At 64.2% G+C, this 11,698-nt stretch carries 9 protein-coding genes; 7 read left to right on the forward strand and 2 right to left on the reverse strand.

What is annotated here, in order from left to right:
• Position 1: 1 nt before the first annotated feature.
• Entirely contained in the window at positions 2–2,206 is a 2,205-nt protein-coding gene (locus tag ACZYR5_RS24605) for a xanthine dehydrogenase family protein molybdopterin-binding subunit (protein WP_489092011.1), read from the reverse strand.
• The gene (locus tag ACZYR5_RS24610) at positions 2,206–2,670 is read right to left on the reverse strand and encodes a (2Fe-2S)-binding protein (protein WP_489092012.1); all 465 of its coding nucleotides are present in this window, start codon (positions 2,668–2,670) and stop codon (positions 2,206–2,208) included. Before ACZYR5_RS24610 ends, ACZYR5_RS24605 begins: the two co-directional genes overlap by 1 nt.
• 119 nt (positions 2,671–2,789) lie before the next feature.
• Here ACZYR5_RS24610 and ACZYR5_RS24615 point away from each other — a divergent pair, with 119 nt between their 5' ends.
• From ACZYR5_RS24615 to ACZYR5_RS24645, 7 genes are all read left to right on the forward strand, one after another.
• Positions 2,790–3,677: a LysR substrate-binding domain-containing protein gene (locus tag ACZYR5_RS24615; protein ID WP_489092013.1), complete on the forward strand. Its 888-nt coding sequence runs from the start codon at positions 2,790–2,792 to the stop codon at positions 3,675–3,677.
• 1,422 nt (positions 3,678–5,099) lie between these two features.
• Positions 5,100–6,029, forward strand: coding sequence for an amidohydrolase family protein (locus ACZYR5_RS24620; protein ID WP_489092014.1), 930 nt, complete (start codon positions 5,100–5,102; stop codon positions 6,027–6,029).
• Positions 6,030–6,033: 4 nt separating this feature from the next.
• Complete coding sequence (locus tag ACZYR5_RS24625) at positions 6,034–6,939, forward strand: amidohydrolase family protein (protein ID WP_027620756.1); 906 nt, start codon at positions 6,034–6,036, stop codon at positions 6,937–6,939.
• A gap of 183 nt (positions 6,940–7,122) precedes the next feature.
• Complete coding sequence (locus ACZYR5_RS24630; protein ID WP_489092015.1) at positions 7,123–8,508, forward strand: UbiD family decarboxylase; 1,386 nt, start codon at positions 7,123–7,125, stop codon at positions 8,506–8,508.
• The gene (locus ACZYR5_RS24635; RefSeq protein WP_489092016.1) at positions 8,505–9,209 is read left to right on the forward strand and encodes a UbiX family flavin prenyltransferase; all 705 of its coding nucleotides are present in this window, start codon (positions 8,505–8,507) and stop codon (positions 9,207–9,209) included. The genes ACZYR5_RS24630 and ACZYR5_RS24635 overlap by 4 nt, the downstream gene beginning before the upstream one ends.
• The gene (locus ACZYR5_RS24640; protein ID WP_489092017.1) at positions 9,206–10,258 is read left to right on the forward strand and encodes a CobW family GTP-binding protein; all 1,053 of its coding nucleotides are present in this window, start codon (positions 9,206–9,208) and stop codon (positions 10,256–10,258) included. The genes ACZYR5_RS24635 and ACZYR5_RS24640 overlap by 4 nt, the downstream gene beginning before the upstream one ends.
• 83 nt (positions 10,259–10,341) lie before the next feature.
• A complete protein-coding gene (locus ACZYR5_RS24645; protein WP_489092018.1) occupies positions 10,342–11,697 on the forward strand; it encodes a nucleobase:cation symporter-2 family protein in 1,356 nt (451 codons plus the stop codon).
• Position 11,698: the final 1 nt, after the last annotated feature.

Raw genomic sequence — 11,698 nt, forward strand, 5'->3', positions numbered from 1 at the left:
GTTACCCCGTCACACTCAGGTCCAGCGGCGTCGAGCGCTGGCGGATGCCGGTCAGGCTGAACAGCGCATTGGCAATCGCCGGCGCCACCGAGGGGCTGCCCAGCTCGCCGACACCACCGGGTTTGGACGGTTCGCCATCGAGCACCAGGATGTCCACTTCGGGCATGTCCGACATGCGTGGCACCCGGTAATCGTGGAAATTGCTCTGCAGCACCTGACCGCCTTTCATCTCCATGCGGTCGAACAAACCATGGCCCAGGCCCCACATCAAGCCGCCGTAGATCTGCTCCTCGACCCCGCCCGGTGACACCGCCAGACCGCAATCGACCACACAGGTCAGCTTGTCGACGCGAATCTCGCCGGCCTGTTTCACCAGACGCGCGACCACTGCGATGAAGCTTGTGTAGCCCTGATTGGTGGCGATGCCCAGCGCCGTCCCTTGCGGCAGCGGCTGGCCCCAACCGGCGCGCGCGGCGGCCTGCTGCAGCACGCTGACGTGACGGGGCCGCTCATGCATATGGGCCAGGCGAAAGGCCAAGGGGTCCTGGCCGGCGGCATGAGCCAGTTCGTCCATGAAACTTTCCACGGCAAACACGTTGGGGATGAAGCTCACCGAACGGTACCAGCCGCTGGGCACGCCGGGTTCATGGCGGACCCAGGCCAGGTCGAGGTGCGGAGCCCGGTAGGCAAAATCCCAGGCGGTGATGGCCTCGGTGGTGCTGTAGTCCATGTGATCGGGACGCTCGAAATAGCCCGGTTCCCACTGCTCCGGCGAGGCCGGCGACACCGCGTTGAGCTGCAAGGCGCGCAAGCCGCCATCGGCATCCAGCGCGCCCTTCATGCGGTGGAAAGTCGCCGGGTGGGCGAACAGCGCGCGCATTTCGTCCTCACGGCTGTTCATCAGTTTCACCGGCACCGCGACCTGCTGCGCCAGGTAGGCGACCTCAAACAACCAGTACTTGGATTCGCGCGCACCGAAGCTGCCACCGGAAACCATCTCGTTAATCGTCACTTTGCTGCGGGGGATCTTGCACACCAGCTCCGCCGCTTCCAACGCCGAGGACGGCACCTGCACCCCGCCCCAGTAGGTGATGGCGCCGTCCTTGACCTGGGCGCTGATGCACAGCGGCTCCAGCGGGTTCTGCACTTTGTAGGGCATCACGTAGTCGGCTTCCACCAGCTGCTTGGCCAGCGGCCATTGGCTGGCGACGTCACCGGCGCTCAGGGTCGGCACCCGCAGTGCCTTGCTGTCGCCAATGGCCGCAGCCTGGGCGGCGGGCAGCTCGGCGCTGGCGAAATCCTTCAGCGCCGACTCGCTCCACTGCACCTTGAGCAACGCCCGGCCCTGGCGCGCCGCCCAGTAATCATCGGCGAGCACGGCGACGCTTTCCTGATTGCCCCCCAGCACATCCGAGCGCCCGGGAATCCGCAGCACCTTGCGCACCCCCGGCACTTTCAGCGCGGCACTGGCATCGATGTCCAGCACCTTGGCGCCGACCACCGGAGTGCGTTGCAGCACCGCCACCAGCATCCCGGGCAACTGCACATCAAGGCTGTACTTGAAGCCGCCGCAGACCTTGGCCGCGGCGTCGCGCTTGTGCCGCAGCTTGCCGATGTACTTGAACTCAGCCGGATCCTTGAGCCTGACCTGCGCGGGTGCCGGCAAACTCGCCGCCACCGCCACCAACTCGCCGTAGCCCAGGCTGCGCTGGCCATCGCCGTGCAGCACGCGGCCGTTGTCGGTGCGGCAACTCGCCGGGCTGACCTGCCATTGCTGGGCCGCCGCGGCAATCAGCAAAGCGCGCGCGGTGGCGCCGGCCGTGCGCAGGCGCTCGTACTCGAGGGACACGCTGGTGCTGCCGCCGGTGGAAAAGACTTTCCATACCGGGTGGATATAGGCCTCGAAGAATGGATCTTCGGGGGAGATCACCTGGACCCGCATCGGGTCGACGTCCAGTTCTTCGGCAACGCAGGCTGCCAGGGCGGTGTGGGTGCCGGTGCCGGAGTCGTGCTTGTGCACCACCAGCTTGACCGTGCCATCGGCAAAGATTCGCACCCAGGCGTTGGGCTCGAACTCAGTGGCCGCCGGTGTCTTGGTATCGCCGGATGCCAGGCTGGGCGGCAGGTAGAAGGCAATCGCCAGGCCCGAGGCGACCGTAGCGGCCTGTTTGAGGAAGGTGCGGCGCGGCAGTTCGGGACGGTTCATCAGGCCTCCCTGGTCGCGGCAGCCGCGCGTTTGATGGCCTGGTTGATGCGCCCGTAGGTGCCGCAGCGGCACAGATTGCCGGACATCGCGTTGCGGATCGAATCGTCGGTCACCGCCGCGCCGGTATTGAGCAAGGCCGCCGCCGACATGATCTGCCCGGATTGACAGTAGCCGCATTGCGGCACATCTTCGGCGACCCAGGCCAGTTGCAGCGGATGGCTGTTGGTTGGCGACAGGCCTTCGATGGTGGTGATCTGGTGGCCGACGGCGGCACTGACCGGCAACTGGCAAGCGCGCACCGCGACACCATCGAGGTGCACGGTGCAGGCGCCACACAGGCCCATGCCACAACCGAATTTGCTGCCGGTGAGGTGCAGGCGGTCACGCAATACCCATAACAAGGGCATGGAGGGCTCGGCCTCTACCTGCTCGTGTCGTACGCCGTTTACCGTAAGGTCGATCATTGTCAGGCTCCCGCAGAGCGGCCCGTCTTTGTGCGGGCCTGGTGCCGGGATTATTGAAAAACCGCGGCAAATCGGGCCAGCGACGTTTTCTGCCAAGCGCTGTAAGGAGGACTAACAGCATGTACAAGCGATACCCGTCAGTGCAGTCGATGAACGCGTTCATCCAGGCGGCGCGCAGCGGCAGCTTTTCCAGTGCCGCGCGCAAACTCGACCTCACCCACAGCGCGATCAGCCAGCAGATTCGCTCGCTTGAAGACTTCATCGGCCAGCCGTTGTTCGTCCGCGAAGGCGGCGGCAGCACCCTGACCGATGCCGGGCAACTGTTCGCCAGCGTGCTCTCCGATGGCCTGGCCCAGGTCGATCGCGCACTGTCTTCGGTGAAGAACCGCAGCGTCGGCCAACGCCTGACCCTGGATGTCGACAGCGAACTGGCGCAGAGCTGGCTCAACCCGCGCCTGCCGCAATTGCTGGCAGCGCTGCCGGACACCGAGGTGGTGTTGCTGTCGATGCCGCGCTCGGACCGCAGTGCGTTCGAGCGGGTCGACCTGGCGCTGCGCTACGGTTATGGCGATTGGGAAGACTGCGAGATGACTCAGATCTGCGGTGACCGGGTGCTGGCCGTCGCCTCCCCCGAGCTTCTGAAACGCCATGGTCTGCAACCCCCCATTAGCCCGGAGCAGGTGCTGCAACTGCCGCTGCTGGGCTACACCCGCCGCTCGTGGATCCCCTGGCTCGACGCCGCCGGCCTGGAGCCCCGCGAGCCTGGCGCGCAGGTGATCTTCGACAATGCCGCCAACCTGATCGCTGCCGCCGAAGCGGGGGTTGGCGCCGGGCTGGTGCGGGGGTTGTTGGCGGCGGATGCGTTGCGCAGTGGGCGGTTGGTGGCGCTGAATGAGGCGCAGATTGCTGCGCATTACAACCTATATGCAGTGTGGCCGCCGGGGCATGGAGAGCGGGTTGCTGGGGTGGTGGAGGTGGTGCGGGGGATGGCGGCGGCTACGGTTTAGGTTGATAAGAGCGGTTGCGCGCGGCCCGAATGCACGCGCAGAATTCTGTGGGAGCTGCCCGGGCGGCGTTCCGTTGCTAGCGATGGCTATTGGTTGGTGTACATATCCATTCCTGCGGTAACGGCGGCTTATGGTTTCGCTTTTACAGCGAGTCCCTTTTTCAAACGCCAAAAAGGAACCAAAAGGCTTTGCCCCAACATCCGGCCACCTCGCCTAGGCTCGGGGTACCTTCGCTCCGGCATCCATCCGTGGGTCATCGCCTCGGGTTGGCTTCGCTGGCACCTCCTCTCGATGACTGCGGCTTCACCGCAGCGCGCTATGCGCTCCCCTCGGATGAATGCCTGCACTCAGCCATCTGTAACGGGGCCGGTGGATCAAAATCAAATGCGGCCGAGGCGGCCTACCGGCCGGCCTGGGGACCTATGCAGTGGATGCAAATCTTTCGATTGACCATGACATTGTAGGAGCCAGCCTGCTGGCGATGGTCGTCAACGATAACGCGTGCTGTCTGGATGTACGCGGCAGCCTCAGGTTTTTCGTCGGAACGCCGCCCGGAGCCGGCTCGCTCTTACAGTGGATCTGCGTTGCATACAGATTTTGAAATCGACCAAGGACAGTGTAGGAGCGAGCTTGCTCGCGAGGATCGTCAACGATAACGCGTGCTGTCTGGATGTACGCGGCAGCCTCAGGTTTTTCGCGAGCAAGCTCGCTCCTACAGGCTTCTGCGCCAACCAGAGAAAACAGGCCGGCCGGCAGGCCGCCTCGGTTGCTGTGACCACTCAACAGGCCGAGCGTTAGCTCGCCTGCCGCTTTTGATCTTGATTCACCGGCCCTTCGGGAGGCTGAGCGGAGGTATTCATCCGGGGGGAGCGCGCAGCGCGCTGCGGCGCAGCCGCAGTCATCGAGAGGAGGTGCCAGCGAAGCCAACCGGAGGCGATGACCCACGGATGGATGCCGGAGCGAAGGGACACCGAGCCTAGGCGAGGTGCCGGACGCAGGGGCAAGACCTTTTGGGTACTTTTGGGGCGTTTGCCAAAAGTGCCTCGCCGTAAGGGCGAAACCATAAGCCGCCGTAACCGCAGGAATGGATATGTACACCGATAAATAGCCATCGCTGGCAGGCCAGCTCCCACAATAGAGCTAGCGTTGCTGCAGGAATGGAAACGTACACCTGAAAAATGCCATCGCTGCAATGAGGCACCCCAACCATATCCCCCGCCTATCACCCCCTCGCCCAATTAATATTGTACGAACCCAACCCCCTCTCCCAATACTCGCCCCCATGCAGACAGCGTCCCGAGCCGGATGCGCACAGGCGAGGGAATGGGTGATGCGTCATCCATAGAAACGGCCGATTGCCCGGGACGTGGCTGCTGTGAACCGCAAGGTTCCCTTCCCCGCTCTATCAGGAGATCGACTTCAATGATCATCGATATCAGTTGCTATCCCACCGACCTGGTGGACCTCGCCTGGAGGCATGACGGTGACCCCTTCACCGGCGAGCGTCTGCTGGAGATGATGGATGGCCCTTATATGGTCAACGGCAAACCCCGGCGCATCGACAAGTGCTTCATCCAGCCCCCCCAGGGCAACACCATCTACACCTGGACCGACGGCGATCTGACCGGTCGCGAATCCATCGACGCCTACATGGCGTACACCCTGAAGATGGTCCAGACCTACCCCGACCGCTTCATCGGCTGCTTCGTCTACAACCCCCGTTGCGGCGTCGAGAACGGCGTCGAGGCGATCGAGCGCTACGTCACCCAGCACGGTTTCAAGATGGTCCAGATGCAGGCCAACATGCACGCCTATCGTCCCGACCGGGCGCTGGACTGGGTACGTCCGGCCTTCGAGAAATGCGCCGAGCTGGGCATTCCGGTCAAGCTGCACACCGGTGACGGGCCATACAGCATCCCGTCGGAATGGGTGCCGATGATCAAGGAGTTCCCCAACGTCAATTTCATCATGGCGCACTTCGGCGTGCAGACCGGCGGGGTCTATGTGTTCGAGCCGATGCAATGGGCCATGGAACTGCCCAACGTCTACTGCGAATCAGGCTGGTGCCTGCAGTCGCGGATCGTCGAGTTCGCCAAGGTCCTGCCGACCCACAAGATCCTGTTCGGCACCGACACTCCGCCGAACGAGCCGGGCATGTGGCTGCGCCTGCTGGAAGTGCTGTGCCACGAGCCGCCGCAGGGCATGAACCTCGACGAGGACACCCTCGAAGAGTACCTGGGCAACAACACCGCACGGATGATCGGCCTCGAACCGACGCCGCCACCGCGCACCGTTTGCGAAGCAGAGGCGCAGCTCAAGCGCCCCGTCACCACCCAATTGGCCAGGAGCTGAAGCGATGATTATCGACACCCATCTGCACCCCACCAACCTGGTCGACGAGGCCTGGCGCCACACCGGCGAACCCTTCACCGGCGAGCGCATGCTCAAGCTGATGGACGGCCCGTACATGATCAACGGCAAGCCACGCCGCATCGACATGGGCTTCATCCAGCCGCCACCGGGCAACACCGGCTACCGTGACGGCAACCGCCGTGGCCGCGAGGGCGTGCGCGACTACATGTCGTACATCTCCGAACTGTGCGTGAAGTACCCGGATCGTTTCATCGGCAACTTCAACTTCAACCCGCGCTGGGGACCGGAAAACGGTGCGGCGGAGCTGGAATTCCACATCAAGGAATACGGCTTCAAGATGCTCAAGCTGCACGCCAACATGCACGGCTATCGTCCGGACCGCGCGCTGGACTGGCTGCGTCCGGCGATGAAGGTTTGCGCCAAGTACAACATCGTGGTGCTGATCCACACCGGTGACGGCCCGTACACCATTCCAACGATGTTCTACCCGATCATCCGCGAATTCCCGATGGTCAATTTCATCATCGGTCACTTCGGCATCCAGACCGGCGGCAACTACTCGTTCGAGGCGTTCTGGATGGCCATGGACACGCCCAACGTGTACTGCGAATCGGGCTGGTGCTTCCAGTCGCGGATCGTCGAGTTCGCCAAGGAACTGCCGCGCAACAAGATCGTGTTCGGCACCGACTCACCGCCGAACGAACCGGGGATGTGGCTGCGCGAGCTGGAGGTCTTGTGCTCGCCGGCGCCGCAGGGCCTGGGGATCGATGAGGATCACCTGGAGGATTACCTGGGCAACAACATCGCCCGGCTCTGCGGCATCGAGCCGACTCCACCGCCCAAGGACCTGATCGAGGCGGATATTCGCCTGACCACGACCTACCTCTAAGCGCAGAACCGGTACGGATACCGAAACCCGAATCCGAACCGGAACCTGTGGGAGCTAGCCTGCTAGCGATTGCAGTGTGTCAGCCAATACAAATGCCGGCTGACACGGCCTCATCGCTAGCAGGCTAGCTCCCACAATGAGCTCGCCAACCTCAATCGTTAAGCGCTCTAACGAGGTGCATCCATGACCCTCTTCACCCTTGGCGACACCCAGGATTTCCACGTTTTCATCGACGCCTACCGCGAGCAATTCCCCGACGATGTGCTGACCATTGACCAGCCGCTGTCGGCCGACCAGGACGTCACCGCGCTGGTCGATGCCCTCGCCAGCCAGGGCCGCGACCCGCTGCTGATCTGCGAAAACGTCGGCTCGCTCGGTGTGTCGGTCGCCACCAACCTCTTCGCCTCGCGCACTCGTATTGCGCGGATGCTCGGCGTCACCCCGGCGCAGCTCCACGAAACCTTCCAGACCCGCGCGAACAACCCGATCCCGCCACGCTACGTCGAGAGCGGTCCGGTGCTCGACGAAATATTCGAAGGCGAAGCGGTGGACCTGGCGCTGCTGCCGATGCTCAAGCATTTCGACAGCGACCGCGGGCCCTACGTCACCAATGCGGTGATCATCGCCCAGGATCCGGTGACCGGCATCGCCAACATGAGCTATCACCGCTCGATGAAGCATGCGCGCCAGGCCCTGGCCACCAGCCTGCACTCACGCGGCCATCTGTGGCGCATGCTCCAGGCCGCCCGCGAGCGTGGCGAAGAATTGCCAGTAGCGATGGTGGTCGGCGCTCACCCGCTGTTCATGCTCGCCGCCGCCGCGCGCCTGCCGTTTGGCAGCGACGAGCGCGCCGTGGCCGGTGGTCTGTTCGGTGCACCGCTGGAACTGGTCAAGACCCCGCGCTACGGCATCGGCGTGCCGGCCTTCGCCGAGTTTGTCCTCGAAGGCGCCATCGACCCCACGGCCTACGCCGAAGAGGGGCCGTTCGGCGAGTTCAGCGGCTACTCCTCCGACCGCTCGACCAACAACGTGCTGCGGGTCGACACCCTGCTGCGGCGCAAGGACGCCTGGCTGGTGGACGTGGTCGGCGGGCGCTACGCCGAGCACCTGACCCTGGCGCGCCTGCCCCGCGAAGCGGAGATGAGCGAAAAGCTCAAGGCGCGTTTCCCGGCGGTGACCGCGGTGCACTACCCCAACTCCGGCACCCATTTCCATTGCTACGTGGCCCTCGACCAGAGCCGCGACGGCGAGGCCCGGCAAATCATGCTGGCACTGCTGGGCTGGGATCCGTACCTGAAAAGCGTGATCGCCGTGGACAGCGACATCGACATCAGCGACGACAGCCAGGTGCTCTGGGCCTTGGCCACACACTTCCAGCCGCATCAGGACCTGTTCGTCATCGACGGTCTGCCGGGCAGTCCGCTGGACCCCTCGTCCTCGGTCAACGGCACCACCTCGCGCATGGGCCTCGACGCTACCCGTGGCTCGGGCTTCGACGGCATCCGCGCGCAATTGAGTGCCGAGGTGCAAGCCAGGGCCCGGAATCTGCTCGCGGGGCTGCGGTCATGACCGCGCAGCGCCTGGTGGTGGGCATCAGCGGCGCCTCGGGCTTTATCTACGGGGTGCGCCTGCTGCAGTTGCTCGCCGAACTGCGCATCGAAAGCCACCTGATCATTAGCCGCGCGGCGCTGCTGACCATGGCCCACGAGACCGACTACAAGCTCGCCGACGTCACCGCCCTGGCCAGCCACTACCACCGCAGCGATGACATGGCGGCGGGCATTGCCAGCGGTTCGTTTCGCTGCCTGGGCATGGTGGTCGCGCCCTGTTCGATGCGCACCCTGGGGGAAATTGCCACAGGCACTTCATCGAGCCTGATCAGCCGCGCCGCCGACGTCACCCTCAAGGAACGCCGCCCCCTAGTGCTGATGGCCCGGGAAACCCCGCTGACCCTGGCGCACCTGCGCAACATGACCGCCGTCACCGAAATGGGCGGGATCATCGCCCCGCCGGTGCCAGCTTTCTATGCCCGCCCGGAAAACCTCGGGCAGATGATCGACCACAGCCTGGGCCGGGTCCTCGACCTGTTCGGCCTCGACAGCGGCACGGCGCTGCGCTGGCGCGAGCCGGACACACAAACCCCTCGTAGGAGCGAGCTTGCTCGCGAAGAGGCCATGCCAGCCACCGATGATGTGACTGACCCACCGCCTTCGCGAGCAAGCTCGCTCCTACAAAAGCCTTATCCAGTCATCAAAAGGAGCCTCACATGACCACTCCCTTCAACGCCCCAACCCCCAACCGCAAGATCCCGGTGACCATCCTCACCGGCTTCCTCGGCGCCGGCAAAACCACCCTGCTCAACTACATCCTCAAGGAGAACCACGGGCGCAAGATCGCGGTGATCGAGAATGAGTTCGGCGAGGTCGGCATCGACGGTGACCTGGTGCTCAGCTCGGAAACCGAAGAAATCTACGAGATGGTCAACGGCTGCGTGTGCTGCACCGCCGAGGTTCGCGAGGACCTGGTGCGCATCGTCCGCGAGCTGGTGGCGCGCCCGGTGCGCCTCGACCATATCCTGATCGAGACCAGCGGCCTGGCCGATCCGTATCCGGTGGCGCAGAGCTTCTTCATCAACGACCCGATCGCCGAGGAAGTGGAGCTCGATGCGATCGTGACCATGGTCGACGCCAAGCATGTCGCCCAGCACCTGGAAGACCTGCAACTGGACGGCGTCGACAACCAGGCGGTGGACCAGATCGTCTGTGCCGACCGCATTGTGATCAACAAGGTCGACCTGGTCAGCGAGGCCGAAGTCGCCGCCCTGAGTGCAAAAATCCGTGGCCTCAACGCCACCGCCGAACTGGTCACCAGCCACTACGCGCAGATTGACCTGTCGCGGATCCTCGGGGTTGGCGCCTTCGAATCGACCCAGAAACTCATGGAAATCGGCGCCGAGCACCAGCACCACGCCGACGATCACCACCACGAACACGAGCACGATGAACTCGACCACCAGCACGACCCCAGCGTGTCCTCAGTGGGCATCAGCGTCGACGGCGCGGTCAATCTCGGTGCCTTCCATCGCTGGATCAGCCAACTGCGCAACGACCAGGCCGAGACCCTGTACCGCATGAAAGGTGTGCTGGCGGTCAAGGACCAGGACCAACGCTACGTGCTGCAGGGCGTGCACAGCCTGGTGGAGTTCCGCGCCTCGACCCTGTGGGGCAATGAGCCGCGCAGCAGCAAGATTGTGTTCATCGGCCGCGACCTGGATCGGGCGGCGCTGAACCAGGGCTTTGCCGCCTGCCTCGCCGGCTGAACAACGCTGGAGCCGGTGGATGGCGGCTCCGGACAGACTGAACGGGTTCCTCTCAACAACAACAAAACGCCAGAGGTTTGACCATGTCTGCAGATTCCGTGACAACCGCCATTCACCCCGTGGACCAGATTTTGCCGGTCCGTCAGATGCTCACCCTCGGCCTGCAACACATGGCCGTCTCCTACATCGGTGCGATCGCCGTGCCGTTGATTGTCGCCAGTGCGTTGAAGATGTCCCAGGCCGATACCGTGGTGCTGATCAGTACCACACTGTTCTGTTCCGGCATCGCCACCCTGCTGCAAACCGTCGGTTTCTGGAAGTTCGGCGTGCGCTTGCCGATTCTCCAGGGCGTGGCCTTCAGCAGCGTCGGCCCGGTCATCGCCATCGGCAGCAACCCCGAGGTCGGCTTTGCCGGGGTCTGCGGCGCGGTGATTGGCGCGGGGATTTTCACCCTGCTGGCCGCGCCCTTCGTCGGTCGATTACGCCGGTTTTTCCCGCCGGTGGTGACCGGCTGCATTGTCACGGTGATCGGCCTGCAGCTGTTTCCGATTGCCTATGAATGGGTCGGTGGCGGGCGTCACGCCAGCGACTTCGGCGCTCCGGCCTACCTCGCGGTGGCGCTGGTGGTACTGGCGACCATCCTCCTGGTCAACCGCTTCGGCAGTCCGCTGCTGCGCAATATGGCGGTGCTGGTGGGCATGCTGGTGGGCGCTGGACTCGCCTACGGCCTGGGCATGGGTGACTTGCACAGCGTGAAGGAATCGCCCTGGGTCACCGTGCCCTACCCCTTCTATTTCGGCCTGCCGACCTTCAGCCTGATCCCGATCGCGACCATGGTGGTGGTGATGATCGTCCAGATGGTCGAGTCCATGGGGCTGTTCGTGGCCATTGGCGACATCGTCGACAAGCCGGTGCAGGACAAACAAGTGATCAACGGCCTGCGCGCCAACGGTCTGGCGAGCACCATCGCCGGGATGTTCGCAGCCTTTCCGTTCATTGCCTTCATGGAAAACGTCGGCCTGGTGATCCTCACCGGGGTGCGCAGCCGCTGGGTGGTGGCCGTCAGCGGCCTGCTGATGTGCGCCATTGCGCTGGTGCCCAAGGCCGGGGCGATCATTGCCTCGATGCCCACCGCCGCCCTCGGTGGCGCCGGGATCGCCATGTTCGGCGTGGTCGCTGCAGCGGGGATCCAGACCCTGGCCAAGGTCGACTACGAGCGCAATCGCTACAACGTGCTGATTGTCGCCTTCACCATCGCCGCTGCGCTGGTGCCGGTGCTCGCCCCGGCACTGTTCAAACAATTGCCCGAGTGGAGCCAGCCGTTCCTGCACAGCAGCGTGGTGATCGCCTGCCTGGTTTCGGTGCTGCTCAACGCCGCGCTGAACGGCGTCGCCAATCCGCAAAGCGCCGGTAAGCAAGCCACTTCCCACAGCCTCTGAC

This window comes from Pseudomonas sp. F007 (assembly GCF_057814275.1).

Bases quoted from the DNA above. Each gene is read 5' to 3' on its own strand.
- ACZYR5_RS24605 (WP_489092011.1), bottom strand. From the start codon at position 2,206: ATGAACCGTCCCGAACTGCCGCGCCGCACCTTCCTCAAACAGGCCGCT.
- ACZYR5_RS24610 (WP_489092012.1), bottom strand. From the start codon at position 2,670: ATGATCGACCTTACGGTAAACGGCGTACGACACGAGCAGGTAGAGGCC.
- ACZYR5_RS24615 (WP_489092013.1), top strand. From the start codon at position 2,790: ATGTACAAGCGATACCCGTCAGTGCAGTCGATGAACGCGTTCATCCAG.
- ACZYR5_RS24620 (WP_489092014.1), top strand. From the start codon at position 5,100: ATGATCATCGATATCAGTTGCTATCCCACCGACCTGGTGGACCTCGCC.
- ACZYR5_RS24625 (WP_027620756.1), top strand. From the start codon at position 6,034: ATGATTATCGACACCCATCTGCACCCCACCAACCTGGTCGACGAGGCC.
- ACZYR5_RS24630 (WP_489092015.1), top strand. From the start codon at position 7,123: ATGACCCTCTTCACCCTTGGCGACACCCAGGATTTCCACGTTTTCATC.
- ACZYR5_RS24635 (WP_489092016.1), top strand. From the start codon at position 8,505: ATGACCGCGCAGCGCCTGGTGGTGGGCATCAGCGGCGCCTCGGGCTTT.
- ACZYR5_RS24640 (WP_489092017.1), top strand. From the start codon at position 9,206: ATGACCACTCCCTTCAACGCCCCAACCCCCAACCGCAAGATCCCGGTG.
- ACZYR5_RS24645 (WP_489092018.1), top strand. From the start codon at position 10,342: ATGTCTGCAGATTCCGTGACAACCGCCATTCACCCCGTGGACCAGATT.